Source organism: Streptomyces sp. MI02-7b, assembly GCF_033793585.1.
Lineage (GTDB): Bacteria > Actinomycetota > Actinomycetes > Streptomycetales > Streptomycetaceae > Actinacidiphila.
In genome coordinates this window covers 139,384-159,236 of record NZ_JARAWX010000017.1, presented here as the reverse complement: position 1 = coordinate 159,236, position 19,853 = coordinate 139,384, and the positions used below count along the sequence as shown (strand labels likewise).

Below are 19,853 nucleotides of genomic sequence, written 5' to 3'. Positions count from 1 at the left end.
CTACTCCTGGGCAGGGAGCCGCCGATCCCGCTGCGTTGTCCGGCCGGGTGCCGAGTCCGTCTCAAGGGTTGTGGCTGGTCGGATTCTCCACAGCCGCGCTCACGGCCGCTATCGGTCTGATCGTCACCGCCGGCGGGAGGGGACGATGAGGCGCATGGACCGCGGCACGCTCCGTTCCGCCGGATTCGTGGCCCTGCTGGTCGTGGTGTTCCTGACGGTGAACACCTCCGTCGCCGCGGCCGCCGACCACGCGGCGAGTGCCGGCGGTGGGCTCCTGGCGCCGCTGAACGTGACGACCTCCGAGGGCGCGCCATTGAGCGGGTACGAGCTGCGGGCTGATGGCGGTGACATCACCGACGTCACCAGTCAGTTCCAGACCCTGATTCTGGGTGGGCTGTTCTCCCTGGTGAGGCTGTTGGTGGGACTGGCGTGCTGGCTGATCGGCGTCGCGTTCCAGTTCCCGCTGCTGACCGCGATGCTCCGTCCCGCCCAGGCCGTCTCCGACGCCTACACCACCCACGTGGTCGGAGCGATCGGCCTGAAGGGCGTGCTGCTTTCCTGGGCGTTCGTGTTCGGGCTGATCCTGGTCGCCCGCGGCAAAGTCGGCCGGGGCCTCGGTGAAATCCTCCTCACGCTGGTCATCGCCGCGCTGGCCGCATCCGCGTTCGTCCGGCCGGACTACCTCCTGGCCAAGGACGGCCCGCTGGACCAGACCCACCAGGCCGCCGTCGAACTCGCTGCCATCACCAGCAACTCCTACTTCGGCAACACCCCCACCAGCGGGCCAGGTAACCCCGCGTGCGACCGCGCGGACCGCCCTGCACCAGCCAGTTGTGCCAGCCCGACGGTAGGCGGCGGAGATGACGTGGCGAAGTCGGTGCAGGACGCGCTGACGAACGCCCTGGTCGTCAAGCCGTTCCAGTTGCTGCAGTACGGGCGGCTCCTCGACGACGGCAAGCCCGAGAACAAGGCGGCCTACGCCGCCCACCTGACGATGGTCAAAGGTGCCGGCGAGGCCGAGAAGAACGAGACCAGCCCCTGCGACACGATCCCGGGGCCGGCGAAGGACTACTGCGACGGCACCGCGACCTCCCCGCTGGACCAGGGCCCCTCGGATCCGCAGTTCGCCGCGCTGCTGGACGACCTGGACAACGCCGGTGACGTCGGGAAGCAGGCCGCGGACTATGCCCGTGCCCCGTCCTGGGACCGGATCGGCGGGGTGCTGCTGCTGGGCGTCGCCGCGGTGGTCGTCACGGCCATGGCGACCTCGCTCGCACTGATCCTGCTGGGCACCCAGGCCGCCGATGTCGCCGCAGCCGCCGCCGGTGCGGTCACGTTCATCTGGGGCATGCTGCCCGGGCCCTCCCGCATGGCCGTGTGGCGGTGGATCGGCACCTTCCTGGCCTCGGTGATGGTCATGTTCACCACCGCCATGACCATCCCCATGTTCGGCATCGGCATCGACGCCCTGCTCACCTCCACCGACAGCCACTCCATGATCGAACGGCTCCTGCTGCTCGACGCGTTCGCCATCGCTGCGCTGGTCTTCCACCGCCGATTGCAGGCCGCTACTGCCCAGTTCGGTCAGCGCCTCGCGATGCGGATGCGGTACTCCAAGGTCGGCGGCACCCACCTGCCCGGCGACAGCTCCGAGCTCGGCGCCGCCATCGGTGCCCACATGTCCAACAACGGCGGGAGCGGGCTACGCCTTGGGACCGGTGGCGGGCTGTCCGGCGCGCACGGTGCCCTGCTGCTGCGCCAACGGTTCCTGTCCAACGCCCTGGCGCTGACGGACACCACGGGCACGCCCATGGATGGCAGCCGGATGACCGCCGACTTCGTTGCCGAGGCGCGCCGCGGGCTGGCCCCGATCGGCATGGCCGTCACCGCGGCCACGCTCGGGGCGCGCGGCGCCTACGCCACCCTGGTCGGCCGTCGCCCCGACGACGAAGCGCTGCAGCGGATGCGGCGCCCGGTCGGCCCCGGAGAGCGGGACGGCGAAGGGAACATGATCCAGCCGGGCGAAGCCCCGGTGGTCAACCGGCACACCGGCGAGCTCTTCCACGACCCGGACAAGGACAGGACGCTGCTGAGCACCCGCGTCCACAACCGGGCGGTCCGCTTCCGCGGTTACCGCATCGCCCGCCGCGGCGCGCTCATCGCCCACGGAGCGACCCTCGGCCTCCCGCGCAGTGTTTCAGAGGGCCGCCGGCACGCCACCGACTTCACACGCGACGCGATGCACCAGCTGCAGGCGACCCGGGGACGGGTCGGCGAAAGCATCGACGACTGGGCGGCCGTGAAACGCGACGTCCAACGGGGAACCGCCCACGTCGGACAGCGCCTGGCCACCGCCATCGACGTCCACGACCCGGCAACACAAGCCCGGGCCTTCGTCCGCGACGCCGCGGTCGGCGGCTGGCTGCTCGGCGCCGGCAGCGAGGGCCGAGTGGCGGATCCACGGGACCGGAGGCCGACCGCGTCCCACCCGGACCATGGGCCGGGAGCGGACCGGCGCCGGGTGTTCGACGCCCTGATGGAAGCTCAGCGCACCGACTGGCAATGGGACCGCGACCACGGCGGTGAGTCGTGAACGGCCTACGGCGGGGCTGCTGGCTGATCGCGTTGATGGTGGCGGCCGCGGTGTGCTGCGCCGGGCCGGTCGGTGCGATCCTGGCTGCCGGTATCAGTCAGACGGCAGTGACCGGTGGCATCGCCGCGGTCACGGGCATCCCGGCCCGGGTCCTCACCGCCATCACCCACCAGGCTCAAGCGGTCAGCACGGTGTCGCCCACGTGCCGGGGGATGCGCTGGCAGGTCCTGGCCGGGGTCGCCGCCATCGAGTCGGACAACGCCGCCGGGCACGCCATCAGCCCGGGCGGAGACATCACTCCCCGGATCCTCGGGCCTCGCCTGGACGGCTCCGGTGCGGGCGGCAACACCACCGCGATCCGCGACACCGACCACGGCCGCTGGGACGGCGACGCCGCATTCGACCGGGCGGTCGGCCCGTTCCAGTTCCTTCCCGCGACCTTCGCCACGTACGGCCGGGACGCGAACGGCGACGGCCGTATCGACCCGCACAACGCCGACGATGCCTCGCTCGCTGCCGCGAGCTTTCTGTGCGGGAAGGGGCGCGACCTCGCCGACCAGGACCAGTTGCGGGCCGCGGTGTTCTCCTACAACCACTCCACCGCCTACGTCACCGACGTCCTGAACGCGATCCACCGCTACGACGCCACCGGTACCACGGCCGGCACCGGCCCCGGGGTCGGGTCGACCGGGGACGCCCGGACCGTGGTCGCCGCCGCCCTGGGCCAGCTGGGCGTCCCCTACTCCTGGGGCGGCGGCAACGCCAGCGGCCCCTCCCCCGGGATCTGCTGCTCCCCTGGCCAGCACCAGGACGGCCGCACCATCGTCGGCTTCGACTGCTCCGGGCTGGCGTTGTACGCGTACGCGCAGGTCGGTGTTCGCCTGCCGCGGACCACCGAACCCCAGGCGGCTGTCGGGCGCCGCATCCCCGCCTCCTCCGGATATGCCGCCCTGCGACCGGGCGATCTGGTCTTCTACGGCCCCGACCCCACCAGCACTGCCGGCATTCATCACGTCGGGATCTACCTCGGGAACGGCCAGATGATCAACGCGCCAAAACCAGGGACCCGGGTCCGGATCGACCCGGTCACCGCCCTTCCCGACTACGCCGGAGGAGCCAGAATCCTGTGAACGCTTCCTCACTTTCCCGGATTTCGGGATCCGCGCTGCTCGCCGCCGCCGCGGTCCTGGGTGCTGCGGGCGTCTGGATGGTCACGGCCGCCCTGCCCCACGGCACGGCGCCAGCCGCGACGTCGCGCCCCGCACCGCCCCCTGCTCCCGTTGTGGGCAGTCACGGAAGCACTGGTCCCAGCCCGATCCGTCTGGCCACCTCCGCCGCGGCCGCGTCGCCGCCGCAGGTACCGGCCGGTGGGCCGGTGACTGCGACGCCCACCACCACGGTGGACGCACTGCCACCGCCTGACGCGGGACCCGGCGCGGACCAGTTGGTGCAACAAGCCCTCGACCAGGCCGCCCGCTCCGGCCTGACCGACGCAACCGCGCGCCGTGTGGTCGCGATCGGCCGAGCCGTGTGGACCGCTGATGCCACCGGCACCGGCCGCGGCCGGTGGCCGCACTACTTCACCGGCCCCGCACCGGCCGCCGCCTACACCCGCTTCCGCATCCAGGCCGCCGTCGCCAGCCGCGACCCGAACCGACCCCAGGGCGTCGTGGTGCGGCTGGTGTGGGCCGGCGCCGACCCGGCCGGAACCTTCCTCGAACAGCGCACCGCCACCGTCCGCCTCGTCAGAAAGGGAACGTCATGGACCCCAGCACAGTAGATCTCGCCTCCAGCCCTTGGTGGAGCGTCGCCTTCGGCCTGATCGTCTGGGGCTGGCACACCGGGGTGTGGCTGATGGGCAACGCCTGGTGGCTCGCGCTGATCGCCGCCCTGGCGTGGGCCGGGTGGGAGGCGGGCCGGAATCACTTGGCCAAAGCCGCGCTCAAGCAGCGGATGTTCGTCGAGCTGGTGCCCTCGGGGCAGTTCGAGACGAACGAGGAGGAGATCCTGCGGTTCGGCGCCCAGCTGATCCGGGCTGCTTCTGCCGGCAAATGGTGGGCGCCCCGTGAGGCCCGCACCGTACGGATCCGGCTGCGGGCCGACGGCAGCAAACCCCTCACCTACCGCGTGGAGGGCCCGGCCTCCGCCCAGCACCTGCTGCAGCAAACCCCGTACGCCCGGGTGCAGACCGAGCCGGCGCGGCCGGTGACCCATAAGAAGAGTAAGCACACCGTACGGGCGGTATTCGCTCTGCACGGCACGGCCAGCTCGCAGCTGCGGGAGGTCCCGCTCCAGCCGGACCCACTGCAGCCACTGATCGACGCCGTGGCCGACCTGCGGTCCGACCTCGGGGACATCGCCGAGGTGTGCCTGGACCTGTCCCCCGCCTCCAAGTGGGGGATCAAGAGCCGTCGGTGGCATGTGGTCCACGCCTCCAGGCAGCGCGCACGCCAGGAAGCCCAGCGCGAGGCGCGTTGGATGGCACAGGACTCCGCTGCTTTGGAGGACTCGTGGGGCTGGCAGCTGACGCAGTTGCTGACGCCGCCGGAGCAGCGCGGTAATCGGCGGCTGATGCGAATGCCGCAGCCTCCGCGGATCGACCGGGAGAAGGCGCTGGGCAAGCTGATGGAGGACACCGGCCTGGTCCGGGTGCAATTGCTGGTGAGGTGTTCCTCGGACCATACGGGGCGTGCCGAGCGGCGGCTGCGGCACATCGAGGCCGCGCTGGATGTTTTCGCCGCGCGGACCAGGTTGTCGTCGGTGGGCTGGTCGTGGGGGCCGCTGCGGATCGGTCCGGACGCGTGGCCGTGGCGGCCTCGTTTCGACCGCCGCTGGGCCAGCGGCCTGATACGGCCGGGCCGGGACTCGTGGGCGCGCATTCAGGAGTTGTCCGGTCTCCTCAAGCCTCCGACGATCCATGCCCGGCTGCCCCTGATGGCCAACGACATCCCCACCTACCAGCGGAAGTCGTCGCTGCTGCCGCAGGGCTGGCACCGGGGCCCGGACGGCACCGCTCGGCTTCTGGCCACCCGGGAGTCGGACACGCTGTTCGAGGTGCAGGTCGGCAAGGCCGGCTGGGGCAAGACCACCCGGGCCCTGGTCCAGGCCGTCGCCGTTGCCCACAACGGGGGCGGGCTGGCGTTCGTCGACCCACACCGGGACTCCTGGGCCACCGTCGCCCCCTACCTCGCCCACGACGAGATCATGGAACGGGCGTGGCTGTTCGACCTGACCGTCCGCGACACCACCGACCGGCTGGCGTCCTGGAATCCCCTCAGCATGACCAGTGGCGCTGCTGCGCACGAAGTGACGGCAGCCGTCGTTGACGCCTTCGCCACCAGCCTCGGGTGGGGCGACGCCAACGCACCTCGCGCCATCACCATCTTGACCAAGGCTGTCGAAGCACTGGTCATGATCAACGCCAAGGCCGTCTCCGAAAGCAAGTCGGCCTGCCAGACCACCGTGTTCCAGATCCGCACGCTGCTGACAGATGCCGCCTTCCGGGCCCGCGCGATCGACCGGCTCGACGGCGACGCGCAGCGGTGGTGGGCCACCTCGTTCCCGGCGATCCCTGCTGATGCCCTGCCCACCGTCCTGAACCCCATCGACCGCCTTGCTGCCTCCCCCGTCATCAAGGCCTTCCTCGGCTCCCCCACCGGCAGCTGCGACATGCGGCACGCCATGGACCAATCCAAAGTCGTGTGGATCTGCCCTGCCGGCACAGGTCCCACCGACCGGCTCCTGACCTCCATGATCGTCCGCGACATGCTCCGGGCCGGCCTGTCCCGCCGTGACCTGCCAGAGAAGAAGCGCACCCCGTTCCGGCTGTATTTGGACGAGCTGATCTCCCTGGACGGCTCCGCCTCCACCTCCCTGGCGGAGATCACCGAGCAACTTCGCAAGTTCGGGATCCGGATGCACGGCATGACCCAACTCCTCCACCGCATCAGCCCCGACGTGCGCACAGCCCTCCTGCAGAACGCATCCTCGCTATCGACCACCGCCGGATCGATGGAAGCCGTCCGCTACATCACCGACGAGTGGCGCGACCAGGTCAGCCCGGCCGACGCCGCCGAGCTCGGCCGCTACCAGCACTGGGCTTCCTTCACCGTCGGCGGCGCACGCGTCGGCCCGCTACGGATCCGCGGACCCGAACTCAGCGAAGTCTTCGGCGACCTGGCCCGTGACAACAAGACCACTGACCTGCAGAACGCCGCCGACACCAATACCGCGGCCAAGCCACTGGCCGAACTCATCGCCGTCGCATCGACCCACGAAATCGCCGTCCGCAAATTCCTCGGTGTTCCCGGCAAGGACCCCGGGCCGACAACGGACACCGAGTCGTCCTCCTCCTCTGAGCCCTCTACCGGCACGACCCGAAAGGGACAGTTCGCATGAACACCGACCCCGACCAGATTTACGCCGCCCAGCCGCTCCCGGAAGAAGCGGAGGTGGACATTCAGCCAAGCGCGGAGGAGTCCCAGGCCCACCGGACTCTGGCTCTGCTGGCCCAGCACCGCCTGGCCACCACCACGCAGCTGCACCAACTCGTGATGCCCGACGTGACCCGGCAGGCCGCGTCCCTGGTCCTGAACGCATTGCGGGAGGACAAGCTCATCTCGTTCACGGTTCTGCCCCGCAGCCGCATGACGCGTATCTGGTATCTCACCCATCGTGGAAGCCGGATGGCTTCCGGCTGGCCGGAACTGCGGGGCAGGCTGGTGCAGCCGTTGACCGGGGGGACCGAAGCCTCCCTACGGGCACCGCACACCCTCACCGTTCTGCGGACGCACCTGGCTTTCCTCGCTGATGCACGGGCTCGCGGCGACGAGTACGGGCCGCTGGACTGGGTTCCGGAGGTCGCGCACCGGCTGCCGGACACTGGCGGCGAGGAGAAGTTGATCGCCGACGCCGTGCTGCATTACACCGCCTCTGCGCCGAGGCGTCTGCAGTACCGGGCGTTCGTGGAGGTCGACCGGGCCACCATGAGCAGCGAGCGACTGTCGCGGAAGCTGATCTCCTACGCCCGTTTCCACGACTACACCCCGCAGCCTCCCGGCCGGCGGGGCACCGTCGCCGACCAGGAGGCCATGCTCGCCTGGCAGCGGTTCTACCCACGGTTCCCACGTGTCCTGTTCGTCCTCACCGGCGCCGGCCCCGAGGCCCTGCAACGACGGATCAACGACCTGCGCGCGATGGTCGACGTCCACGCCCTGGTGACACAGCTCGCCTCCCAGGTCTCGTTGGGGGCCGCACTGCTGGAGGACCTCGAACAGCACGGGGCGTCGGGGCCCGTGTGGACACCGCTGTCAGGCCCTGCCGACCGGCGTTCGTGGATGGAACTCTGATCGATGAAGAAGCTGCGCAGCCGCCCACCCCGCTTCGTCGCCCTGGACAACCGAGCCGTCGACGACGTCCGGCTCAGTGTCCTGGAAGTCGGCCTTCTCGCAATGGCGCTGCGGGCTCCGGACGGCGCGGACTTCACCGTCGCGGCCCTGGCGCGTTAACGCCGGCCGGGCCGGGAAGCGCTGACCAAGGCGATGCGGAATCTCGTGGCGTGCGGCTACATCCTGAAGTTGAAGATCAAGACTCGGACGCGGGCAGGCTCGGGACCAGGACGTATGCCCTGGCCCCGAGCCTGTTTGACATTGCCGAGGTTTTTCTCAGATTGGCCTTCGGAGACGCATGCCAGCTCGAAAGGTGCAACGTGACTACTATGGGCGATAGTCGTTACCACGTAACTATTCGATCGGGGGGACGAGCACAACCAGGGATTCTGGAATCTCCGCAGCTTCCGAATAGACGCGCACGCGCGAAACTCCTGGCGACAATCCAATTGTCACTAGATTATCCCCGGAGACGTCCCGGACCCTAAGTCGACCGTGTTTGACTGTCAAAGTTCCATCAAAGAATTCCGACAGCCCCTCTGGCTTTTCCTCACCCGCCTGAATCTCGATCGATACGAGGCCATCCATCGCATGGACAACCCCGATAGTCACAGACCTAGTGGGGTCTGGATCCACAGGTTCCCCCGATGGACCGAGTTCCACGCTCAGGGGTCTCTCTGCATCCTCGACGAAGACCACGCCATTGGCGGCAGGAAACTGTAGCGCGGCAATCTTTTCGTTCAACCTCACTCCTCAGGCAATGCGTTGGCAGGCGATATCGACGGCACTGGCACCTTGGCGGAAGTCCCGCTCGGTACACGATCCGGGCAAGGTCCTGCTGAGTGTGGCGCTCGCGGTCGCACTCGGCGGTGACTGTCTCGCCGATGTCGCCATGCTGCGGGCCGAGCCCGGCGTGTTCGGGGCCGGTCACTTCAGACCCGACGGTCTCCCGGCTCGTCGACAAGGTGCGTGGACTACGCCCGTAGTCCTTACATCTTCATTCACCGCGGAACCCCTCACCAAAACAAACTACCGAAAAGCCGACCCGACTTTTCGGTAATTTGCCTGGTTCAGGCCTCAGCAGTGCAGCTACCCTTATTTCTTACCGCACGATGCCAGCTATTTTGGCTCCGAGTTCGCGCATCATTCAACGCGGACAAAAGTCGGGACGTCCACAGTAGCCGACGGATCATCCATTGATCGCGTTGGCATACCTTCCGGAGCACGCACACGCGAGACCGTAATGCCGTGGCGGCACGCGTTACACCAAAGGAGGGCGTAGCCGATTCGAGTACTGAGATCCACGATGTAACGGACCTCCAATTGAATCTGACTGCAGTGCGGACACGGTCCGCCACTTGCTGCACTCTGGCCGTCAACAATGAGCGCTAGTACTTTTAGCCAGGCTTCCCGGTTCGACATCAGCCAGTCTTCCCGTTGTAGAAGTTCCAGAACTGGCCCTCAGAACCATAGGCAGCTCGCTCCCAAGCGCCTTCCTGCTCCAACGACGAGGCTGGCCCATAAACTCGCGTCTGCATAACGTGCATCCGCTCATGCCCAAGCGTCTTCACGAGATTCTCCATGGAACTGAACGCGTCCGGGTACAGCGTAATTCGCCCATCGGGTGTCGTATGGCCGTACAGGTCGCGCCCAATCAGGTCCATGTCGCGGTTGATCTTGACAGGGACACCATCGAGCCCAACGCCGGCCTTCTTAGCCACCTGCTTTACTACTCGTTTCTGCATCGGCACTTTAAGGTCTGCGAAAGCCCCCGTATTCGCGCCGCGCCGGAAGAGGCTAGCCTCCAATCCAGCGGAGCCTACCCCAGCCCCCTCACCTCTCGTCGTCGCAAGTAGGGCCAGGTTGAACACTACCCCTGCGGTCGCTTCTGCGCTTTTGCCATCGCGATAGTCGCCATAGATAGTAATCGACTCCTGGGCCATGGCCATCGACTGTCCGCTTGGGCTGGTTGCGATCCCAGACATGAGGGATTCTCCGCAGCGCTCGTTTGCGAACACACATTCCCAGCCGGAAGTGAACGCCTGCACGGGGGTCTCAACCAGTCCTGTCACGGCCTGAATGGTCTTTCCGGATAGGGCGCTGCCGAAATCACTGAGCCAGTCACCGTCGTCACCCCCCGTGCTGCTGTCATCATGACCGGTGCTGTCGGTGTCGGCCGTGCCGTCATTGTCGCCCTTGGGCTTGCCGTCCGATCTTCCGGTGCGGTCGTCGCGGTCGCCGCCGTTGGCGGTGCAGTCCCTGTAGTAGGCGCAGTTGTCGACCTTCTCGCCGGTGGGGTCGGAGAGGGTGGCGGGGTTGTTGTTGGCGTAGGTGTAGCCGTTGAGGGATTGGTGCTGGTTGAGGGTGAGGAGGGGGTCGACGCTGATGAATCGGCCGGTGGTGGGGTCGTATTCGCGGACGCCGAGGTGGGTGAGGCCGCTTGCTGGGTCTGCGGTGGCGCCGAGGAAGGCTTTGTCGTCGGGCCAGGTTCCGGTGCCGCCGGCGCGGGGGGCGCCGAAGGGGGTGGTGTAGCGCTTGGTGGTGGCCTGGGTGGTTGCGTCGATGGCGATGCTGCTGGTGCCGTGGTGGTCGGCGCCGAGCCAGGTCAGGGTGTTGGTGCCGGTTTTGTTGCTGCGCAGGGCGATGGTGGAGCCGGCGCCGGTGTAGTAGCGCTGGGCCCAGTACTTGGCGGTGGTTCCTGAGGTGTCGAGGTGGACCTCGGTGGTGCCCAGGTAGAGGACGGTTTCGCCTGTGGTGTTGCGGCGGATGAGGAGGTTTCCGTCGGCGTCGTAGATGTAGCCGGTGGTGCTGGTGCCTTCCTTGAGGGTGTCCAGTCGGCCTTCTTGGGACCAGGTCAGGGTCTGGGTCGCGGACCCGTCGGGGCGGGTGGTGGTGTTGCCGGTGCTGTCGTAGACGTAGGCCGAGGTGGCGCCGGTGCAGGTGGAGCCGGTGGTGGTGGCGATGAGCCGGTGGATCTTCGAGCTGTCGTAGCAGTACGTCTTGGTCGTCGTCGTGCTGGCGGTGTGCGCGGTCTCCGTCGCCCGGAGTCCGGAGTCCTTGTAGGTGTAGGAGGTCCAGTACGGGCCGGCTCCGCCGAGGTTGGCCGTGGTGCGGCCGCTGGTGGCGCAGTCAGGGGTGGCCGGGGTCCAGGCGTCGGTCAGGCGGCTGTGGCCGTCGTAGGTGAAGCACTGGTTGTCCACCTTGCCGGTGCCGCCCCGGACGGTCGGGTCGGTGATGGAGGTGACGTTGCCGGCGTCGTCGTATTTGTAGTTGAGCTCCTGCAGCTCGTAGGAGTGGACGTCGTCGACGACCGATGCCTGGATCAGGCGGTCGGTTCCGCCCTCGTACAGGTTGGTGAGATACGCGTTCTTGGTGCCGGCGGCTGCGGAGGTTCCCAGGGTGAGCAGCTGCGGTTGCGCCTGAGCGGAGTAGCTGACGGACTGCAGGTAGCCGCTGGTGCCGGAGATGCTGTTCGGCAGCCCGAGGCCGTTGTACTTGGTTTCGACCTGTTCGGACGGCAGGCCGCCGGCGGCGGGCTCGCCGTAAGCCTGCTGGGTTCCGTCGATGTTGTAGTACGCGGTCGTTGTCAGCGTCGCGGGGACTGCCTTGGAGGTCACCAGCGGGTCGCTGGAAGGCAGCACCAGCTGGGTGCTGGTCGGGTGGTACAGGCTGTCGTAGGCGGTGACTTTGCGGGTGTAGGCGCTGCCGGACACTCCGCCGACGTAGCGGGTGGCGGTGTCCAGTTGGCCCTTGGCTGCGGTGTCGTAGGTGTAGGCGGTGAGCTTGTTCGCGTCGACCTTTTCTTCCTCGGTGGAGTCCAGGTCTGCGATGGCGGTGCCTTGGGCCCACCAGGTGCCGGTCGGGCGTCCGAGGACGTCGTAGGCGCTGATGTTCACGCGGCCGAAGGTGTCTTTGGTCCAGGAGACCTGGTCCAGGCTGGTGTAGCCGGTGCTCGTGGTGCCCTTGTCCGGGTCGGTCGCGGAGATCTGTCGGCCGAACAGGTCGTAGGTGTAGGACCATGCGGTGCTGTCCGGGCCGGTGACGGTGTTCTGCTTGCCGTCGCGGGTGTAGGTGTACTTGACGGAGGTGTAGGCGGCGCCGACGGTGGCGCCGTAGCCGGTGTCGGCGGGGCTGGTACCGGTGTATTCGCGGGTCTCGGTGGTGCGGCCGAGGGCGTCGACGATGGTGCGGGTGGCGGAGCCGCCGTCGACTGCGCTGACAGCGGTTGAGTCACCGGTGTAGGTGGTGGTGGTGCTCCATTTGGTCACGCCGCTGACGAGGAAGGTGCTGCTGGTGGGGCGTTCGGCGCCGTCGAAGACGATTTCGCTCTGCTTGGGCGTGTGGCCGTATTCGGCGCGGGTGTAGGTGCCGTTCGGGGTCTTCGTGGTGTCGAACAGGTCGGCGAAGGTCTCGTAGGCGAGTCCGCGGGAGTTGTAGCGGGTGTCGGTCAGCAGGCGGCCGCCCGCTGGGGTGGGCGTCTGGGTCTGCAGTGTCCGCAGCAGCGAGTCGTAGATGGTGTACGAGGTGTTGTAGGTGGTGCCGTCGGCCTTGAGTACCGAGACCGAGGACCAGGGTGCGGCCGTGTTGGTGACGGAGTAGGCGTAGGTGTAGGTGGCAGCGTCGTTAGCGGAGTGGGAGCGGTTGGGCAGCCAGGTGGCGGTGGTGCGGCCGAGGGCGTCGTACGTGGTCTCGGTGACCTTGTTGTTGGCGTCGTAGACCTTGACCGGCAGCCCGCGGGCGTAGTCGGTGTAGGTGAAGGTGCTCTGGGTTTTGGCGTTGGTGACCTTGGTCTTGGTCAGTGGGCCGGCGTTGGTGGGCGTGTAGGCCGTGGTGGTTTTGTTGCCTGCCGTGTCGGAGACGTCGACGATCCGCCCCATGTCGTCGTAGTCGGTGTGGCTGGTGGTCTGCCAGGTGGTGGGGTTGCGTTCGCCTCCCGTGGCCGAAGCGGGGTAGGCGGAGGCTCGGCCGGTCCAGGTGGCCTCGCCGAGCGTGGGGGTCTGGGCGGCGGTCCAGGCGGTGGTGGTCGCCGGGCCGTCGTAGACGGTGGCGGCGTCGGACAGGACGTCGCCGCGGGTCTTGAAGTCGGTGGGCAGGGACAGGTCGGTCTCTGCGGTGCTGCAGGCGCGGCCGACGGTGCGGGTGCGGGTGGTCAGGGAGTGGATGCCCAGCGTGGTGTTAGCGGCGTACCAGGTGCGGGTGCAGGTTTCGTCGCCGGTGACGGCGGTGTCGCCCTCGTCGTACTCCTTGACCGGCTTGCCGTACTCGTCGAACTCAGGCGTCGAGGTTGCGCGGGTGCGCCACGTGTTCTTGGCGGTCAGGTAGGTGTGGGTGAAGGTCTTCTGCGTGTTGACGAAGTAGGCCTCGGTGTCCGCGTAGGACTTGTGCTGGGTGGCGGTCCGCCGGGACCAGGGGTCGTTGACCGTGACCGTGACCGGGGTTGAGCCGTTGTAGGTGATCCGCTCGCGCAGTGATCCTGCGTACTGCTCGCTGTCGGTCTGGTCGGCGACGTCCAGGCCGGTGAAGTCGATGCCCTTGACACTCACCGGCCGCGTGGCCGTGGTCCCCTTGAGCTTGTCGCCGTCCATGCCCTGCAGATACAAGGAGACCGTCTTGGACTGGGTGGCGCCGGAGACGCCCTTGGTGACGGTGACCTTGCCGTAGCCGCGCCACTCGGACCAGGTCCGCTCGTCCTCGGGCACCAGCGGATTGTCGTTGTAGTGCCAGGCCGGATCGGAGTAGCTGTAGGCGCTCTCGGTGTTCTCGCCGAAGCCGCTGGGGTCGCCAGTGTTGACCGCAACCACCCGGTACTTGTTGAACCAGTCCAGCGAGGCGTCCTGGGCACCGTTGATGTTCCAGAACTGCGGGTAGCAGGCCTTGTTGTTGTCGTCCTCGGCGGCCGGCATGTTCGACCCGCGCACGCACTCCGGCTGGGACATCGTCACGTTCGTGATCGCACCCGTCTCGGACGTGACCGTCCTCATCCGCGGACGGGTCAGCGGCAGGATGTCGTCGGTGGGGGCGTCCACACGGTTCGGGCGCATCTCGTAGGTGAAGGTCACCGGGTCGAGAGCGATCGCGGTGCCGTTCTTGCCGGTGTGGCGCAGTGACTTCAGGGTCAGCGTCTGGTCCGTGGTGTCGCCGATGTCGCCGCCGTCGAGGAATTCCTGGGTCAGGTCCCAGCTGTCGACGTCGGTGAACGTGCTGTTGAGGCCGGATTCGAACCAGGCCTGGGTGGTGACGTTGGTCAGGCGCTTGCGGGTGAAGAAGGCCGGCCCGGTCGCGTCGCAGTCCGCGCCGGAGGCGCAGATGGAGTCGAAGGGGACGTCGGGCCAGTGGTCGGCGGTGGAGTCCTTGAGTTCGGTGCAGTCCGCGGCGGTGCACCGCTCGGCGTAGGTGAAGATGACCTGGTCGGAGGGCGGGGCACCGGTGAAGAGGGTGTCCTTCTGCTGACCGTAGAGGATCTTGTTGAGGTAGCCGCCGCGGGTGTACTTGGCGGTGGCGGTGGTAGCGCCGTTCTTGGCGTAGTAGTTGGTCTCCGGGGTGTACCAGTAGGACATGGCGTTGCCGTGGAGGTCGACGACGTAGTCGAGGTTCCAGCGCCAGGCCTGGGTGACGGAGCGGTCGGAGAAGGCGTCGCCCTGGCTGTAGCCGGGTTCGCCGGAGTCGTCGCCGTAGACCGGGACGGTCCAGGTCGAGTTGGTGGCGTCCGTGGCGCCGGCTCCGGGGAGCTTGTTCTTGCCGAAGACGTACTGGGTGCCGTCGCCGGTGGTGATGGTCCAGTACTCGCCCTTGTCGTTGCCGCCGTCGGCGCCGTCGTCGCCGTTGTCGGCGCCGGTGGAGTGCGTGACGGTGGAGGCGTCGTCGTTCTTCAGGCGCCAGGTGCCGGTGGTGTCGTCCTTGACGAGTTCCGTGGAGCTGCCGTTGAGGACGAGGGAGGCGTTGTCGTACTTCCAGCACAGGTCGAACTTGTCCTTCTGGCCGTCCTTGTCGCAGGAGCCGTAGGAGCGTTCGATGTAGGAGAAGGCGGAGATGTCGAAGCCCTCACCGACCTGGCTTGTCTGGTTGTTGGTGGAGGCGGTGCGGCCGTCGATGCTTCCCGAGTCGTACGACAGGGAGATCTTGGGCGCGGGGCCGGCGGCCGCGGGCGGCATCGTCAGGTCCGAGGACCACGTGAAGGCGCCGGATGAGCTGCCGGCGTTCCAGGTGGAGGAGGGCGTCAGGGGGCTGGCGGTGTAGTCGCCGGAGCCGGACGCGGAGGCACCGCTGGTCGCGGCCAGAGCCAGCACGGTCGTCGCCGTCGACCCGACCAGGGTGTTCGCGGTGACGGTGTGGGCGCCGATGTCGTTGTGGGAGGCAAGCGGCGTGCGCGTGCGGCACGCCGCCTGCTCTGGCGTGGTCAGCACGCAGGCCGGCAGCTGGAACAGGCGCAGCCGGCCGGACCAGCCGCCGCCGTAGGCGGACGCGAACTGCGCGTAGTCAATGCCGACCTTCGCCGTTCCCGGCTGGTCACCGGTCGCGGCCAGCAGCACGCCCTTGATGCCCGCGGCCTGGGTCTTGGCGCGGCTCTGCACGGCAAACCGGGTAGTGCCGGGGGCCGTGTGGCCGGCGGCCGCGGTGATGGTGACAGGCAGGCCGCCGACGTCGACACGGGCGGCCTTGCCCTCGGCTTCGGCTATGCGTGCGGTGGCCGAGGCCTGCTTCGGCCAGGACGCCCTCTGCTGCGCGCGGGCGGTGTCGGCCTGCCCGGCGTTAGCGGTCCGGGCGGCGGCCACCCGGTCCCGGGCCGCCTTCGCGCCGAGGCCGGTCATCGGCTTGACCTTGGTGACTTCCTGCTTCGGCAGATCCGGGCGACCGAGCCCCTTCGCCTCGGCCACCTGAACCTGGCCCGCGGTGGGCACGATCAGTGCCAGCACCAGGGCCGGGACGATACGTCTCCCGACGGAGCGGCGGACCTTGCGGCCCCAGCTGCCGGACTTCATGACACGACTCCCCGAGTCATCGCTACGAGTGAAGAACGAACGGTGGAACAACCGGCGAGGCAGACGGTCAGGCACCGGTGGCCCCGGTGATGTCGCCGACCTGCTCCCTGGATTGGGCGGCTCCGGCCCAGATCCGGACATCGGTAATGCGGGCAGTAAGCCAGTTGACGGCGGGCGGGTTCGCGAAGGGCTTGCCGACCGCGAACTCCCCAGAGCTGGTGCTGACGGTGTCCACCACGGCGTCCGTGCCACTGCGGTTGACGCCGACATACAGGGTCAGCGAGCGGCTGTAGGCGTCAAACACACCGGTGACCTGGGTGATGCTGTTCGCCGTCACCGTCGCCCAGTCGTTGGAGACTGCCACGTTCCATATCCCGTCGGCCGTCATCTGGCCGAAGCGCCACTTCACCTGCGGGTAGGACGTTTCAGTGTCCGGGTCGAATTCGCCGCTTTGCTTCTCGATCCACACGCCCCACGAAGCTCCTCCGTCCGCACCCTGCTGACCGGCCACCTGGGCCACCTCGCCGTCGTCCATCGCAGCGACGGCCGCGGGGTCCAGCTCCACCCCCGTCGTGACGGTGAACGAGCCGCTCTCGTCAACGATCGGACCGCCCGTAGTGGCCGCGTCCCCTGTCTTGCCGGGGAGAACCATGGCCTCGCCGTCGAGCGTCGCGCCGCCGGCCAGCGTGAGACTGCGCCCGTAGCCGGTCGACTTGTCCGCGAGAGTGGTGCCGCTCGCACCGGCCGGGTCCCAGTTCGCGACCAGCTCCAGATCCGCCGTCCCGTCCGGCTCCAGCAGGCTGGACTCGGTCGCGACCTCGTCGTTCTCCAGCTTGCGCTGCCACACGGCGACCTCGTCCACCGTGCCCTGCCAGTAGTCGGTGAAGGTTCCGTAGACGTAGCTCGCCCGGCCGAACTGCAGCGGCGCATCCGAGCGCTGTTTTTCTCCGCCCGAGGGAACCTGCTTCGGAGCGCCCTGCGGGATGCCGTTCACGAACAGCTGGATCGTCTTGGCGTCCGCGTCATAGGTGGCGGCAACCTGCGACCACACCTTCAACGACGCGTTCGCGGTTGCGGGCTGCGCGATGAACTGCCGGACACCGCTCGCATCGGTCCAGCTCCAGCGCACCGTGTACTTCTTCGTGGTCGGCGAGTAGTACAGCGAGAAACCAGAGCTGTCGCTGCCGGTCTGCGACACGATCGTCTGGAACTTCGAGGACTCCTCCAGATAGGCCCACGCCGACAACGTGAAGGAGGAACTGGTGTTGATCACCCACTGCGACGTAGCGGCGTAGCCGCTGCCCGTCAGACCCAGTGACCCGTCCGCACTGCCGCGGCGGCCCAACGGGGACCAGCCGGCACCTGCGGCAGAGAGGGTGGCGGGGTGCCGGGTGCCTTCGGTCGCGGAATCCGCGGCCGCCGTCGCACCTGGCTGGGTGAGCGAGTCGTCGAAGTGCCAGCGCCCTATCGCCCCTTGGCCCTCGGCGACCTTGAACCTTGTGTCGACTTCCGTGCTGGAGCCATTGATGTCGTACACCATCACGGCCAGGATGACCTCACCCGGCCTGGTGGGGGTGATCCACGGATGGACCGTCTCACCGGGAATCATCTGAGACCACGGGTCCTTGTCGGACAGCCGGTACGTGTAGCCGGTGACCGTTCCCTTGTCCTCGGTCAGCGGAGCGAAGGTGAACTGTGCCTTCTGCCCCGGACCGCCAGTCGCGGCGCAGTCGTTGGCCGTGCACTCCTTGTAGGGAGAGCCCCAGGTAATGTTCACACCCTTCGGAGCCGTCGAGTCGATCTTGAAGTAGCACGGGAACTGCGACGCGGACGTACTGCGCGCCTCCAGCACGCCGCCCTCGTAGTAGGAGCGCGTGTAGACGCCGAGCCGGTACGTTGCTCCATCAGTCAGCGCGACAGGCGTGGGGTATTGCACGACATTGTTGTCACCCACGTACCCCGATGACGGGTAGACCGGATTCCCACTCGGTACGTCCACCCAGGTGCTGCCCGACTGCTTCTGAAGGTAGAAGCGGGCGCGCAGATGGGCATCGTGCTCTCCGCCGGCGACGGTCTGCGGCCGGGCGCTCATCGTCGGGGTGGGGTCCGCGATGATGTCCGGGGCGTTGGCCGGCGCGCAGATCACGCCGTCCCCGTGGACAAGACCGGCGCTGGTCGGCGCGGCGGGCTTCCCAACATAGTTCACCGACAGGACGGCGTCGTCGTCGAAACGCTTCCAGCCGTTGGGGTCGGCCTCGTCATGCGCCTTCAGCATCAACGTAAGACGCGAGATGTTGCCGTCGGCGAAGCTCTTCACCGTCGCCGTCAGGTTCTCGTAGTTCTGCGTCGGGTCGTCGTTGAACTCGATCGGCGCGTCCGGCTGGTCAGGATCGCACGCCGTGCCCCGACCCGCAGAGACGGTGCGGTCCCCCATCACGTCCCAGTTCGCCGTCGGCCCCGGCCACCGCGTCGCGGAGGAGATGTTCGCGGTGCGCACCAGGTCGACGACCGACTTCGTGCACGACATCGACCAGCGCTCGGTCACCCGGAACGTGGCGTCCAGGACCTGCTTGCCCGCCAACTGCGACGGCGCGAACTCGAAGTACATCCGGTTCTTGTAGCCCGAGCCGCAGTAGTACGAGACGCCGCCGGTGACGTAGGTGCCGCACAGGCCGACGCCCATGCCGTCGTCGCCGCCGTCGAAGTTGTAGAACGCGTCACCGTCGGAGGACAGAACGGTGCGCTCCGACTCGCTCCACGACGTGTCGGGGTCGATGTAGAGGGGGAAGGTGGTGTCCTCGCCGCCGAGCAGGTCCGTATCGGGCTGGACGGAGACGGTGTCCTGGTCGACGGAGACCGGCACGATAGCCGAGGCGTCTCCGTCGCTGGGGCCGGCCGCCTGGTCAGGTGAGGACTCGCCGTCGCCGCCCGCGGCAGCAGCACTACCGTCGGCCGCGGCGCGATTGAGGGCCGGTGTAGCGGTGTCGCCGGAGGAGTCCCACATCATCGCGGCCGGAGAGCGGAAGACGGTGTTGCCGTCCGCGTCGCTCGCCTCGAGCCCGCCGCCGGCACGGCTCTGAACTGTGAGACCGTCCGTCGTGAGGGAGAACTCGATCTTCTTCAGGTCCGGGTTCGCCGCGGCCTGAGCGGACTTGACGATCAGGACCTGGCGGACACCCTCGACCGTCGCTGTCATCCGCAGATCGACCCCGGGCAGAACCTCCGGGTAGGTCGCGGAGACACCGTCCAGAACCGGCTCAGGCAGTGCCCCAGGCCAGCCCAGGCTCAGCGACTCCTTCCCCTTGGCCAGCGTGACCAAAGGATCGTCGTCACCACCGGGGGACAGTTCGATGCCCGTCACGGCCGCCTTCGGGGAAATCGACCCGTCAGAACGGCGCTCCAGCGTCGGATCCGGAACCGCCCACGACCCGTCCGGACGCGCCACACGCACCGGAACAGCCGACTGCTCCAACGTCCTGGTGAAACCGTCAGGGTTGGCGTACGTCGTGGAGTACTCGGTGCGCTCACCGACGACCTCCACCCGCTCCCCCGAAGCAGCAGCCTCACGGGACTCAGCCGAGGCCGCCGGAGTCTTCGGCGCGGCGGCTTCAGCCCCCGCAGACAAGCCCAGAACGGGCACCGGCGCGAGCAGGGCCGACACCGCAGCCATCGCAACGAACCGGGCCCTGAACCTACCCCGCCCGTCATTCAGGCAGCGCAAAGCACCCCACCCCACCGACCCCACCCCAAATTCCTTACACGATCTTTAAAACTTGTACCTCGCAATCACACAACGGGTTCACGACCTGGTCAAACGACCATCAGGTGAATCTGCACTGGCGGCAGAGCGGCCCGATAACGGGCATTCATTCATCAAAGCTCCCCTAACCTCGA

9 protein-coding genes and 1 pseudogene are annotated in these 19,853 nt (G+C 68.0%); 7 read left to right on the top strand and 3 right to left on the bottom strand.

All coding sequences use genetic code 11. The annotated features are described in order from the left end of the window. The first annotated feature begins 154 nt into the window (after positions 1-154). From PV364_RS26610 to PV364_RS26585, 6 genes are all read left to right on the top strand, one after another. Positions 155-2,593 (top strand): hypothetical protein, encoded by a 2,439-nt coding sequence (locus tag PV364_RS26610; protein WP_319662846.1) that lies wholly within the window; start codon positions 155-157, stop codon positions 2,591-2,593. Further along, the gene (locus tag PV364_RS26605; RefSeq protein WP_319662845.1) at positions 2,590-3,723 is read left to right on the top strand and encodes an NlpC/P60 family protein; all 1,134 of its coding nucleotides are present in this window, start codon (positions 2,590-2,592) and stop codon (positions 3,721-3,723) included. The genes PV364_RS26610 and PV364_RS26605 overlap by 4 nt, the downstream gene beginning before the upstream one ends. Positions 3,724-3,968: 245 nt before the next feature. After that, the gene (locus PV364_RS26600; RefSeq protein WP_319662844.1) at positions 3,969-4,373 is read left to right on the top strand and encodes a hypothetical protein; all 405 of its coding nucleotides are present in this window, start codon (positions 3,969-3,971) and stop codon (positions 4,371-4,373) included. Further along, positions 4,355-6,991: an ATP/GTP-binding protein gene (locus PV364_RS26595; RefSeq protein WP_319662843.1), complete on the top strand. Its 2,637-nt coding sequence runs from the start codon at positions 4,355-4,357 to the stop codon at positions 6,989-6,991. Before PV364_RS26600 ends, PV364_RS26595 begins: the two co-directional genes overlap by 19 nt. Then, positions 6,988-7,941 carry a replication-relaxation family protein gene (locus PV364_RS26590; RefSeq protein ID WP_319662842.1) on the top strand — a complete coding sequence of 318 codons (954 nt, stop codon included), beginning with the start codon at positions 6,988-6,990 and terminating at the stop codon, positions 7,939-7,941. The genes PV364_RS26595 and PV364_RS26590 overlap by 4 nt, the downstream gene beginning before the upstream one ends. A gap of 3 nt (positions 7,942-7,944) precedes the next feature. After that, positions 7,945-8,100 carry a hypothetical protein gene (locus PV364_RS26585; protein WP_319662841.1) on the top strand — a complete coding sequence of 52 codons (156 nt, stop codon included), beginning with the start codon at positions 7,945-7,947 and terminating at the stop codon, positions 8,098-8,100. A 234-nt stretch (positions 8,101-8,334) separates the two neighbouring features. On the opposite strand, the gene PV364_RS26580 is transcribed toward PV364_RS26585, so the two are convergent. Beyond that, positions 8,335-8,724 carry a hypothetical protein gene (locus tag PV364_RS26580; RefSeq protein WP_319662840.1) on the bottom strand — a complete coding sequence of 130 codons (390 nt, stop codon included), beginning with the start codon at positions 8,722-8,724 and terminating at the stop codon, positions 8,335-8,337. Positions 8,725-8,749: 25 nt separating this feature from the next. On the opposite strand from PV364_RS26580, the pseudogene PV364_RS26575 reads away from it, so the two are divergent. Then, positions 8,750-8,942 (top strand): annotated as a pseudogene (locus PV364_RS26575) (IS1380 family transposase); the annotation flags it as partial. 459 nt (positions 8,943-9,401) lie between these two features. Here PV364_RS26575 and PV364_RS26570 read toward each other — a convergent pair. Then, a complete protein-coding gene (locus PV364_RS26570) occupies positions 9,402-15,959 on the bottom strand; it encodes an RHS repeat-associated core domain-containing protein (RefSeq protein WP_319662839.1) in 6,558 nt (2,185 codons plus the stop codon). A gap of 67 nt (positions 15,960-16,026) precedes the next feature. Beyond that, positions 16,027-19,620: a LamG domain-containing protein gene (locus PV364_RS26565; RefSeq protein WP_319662838.1), complete on the bottom strand. Its 3,594-nt coding sequence runs from the start codon at positions 19,618-19,620 to the stop codon at positions 16,027-16,029. Positions 19,621-19,853: the final 233 nt, after the last annotated feature.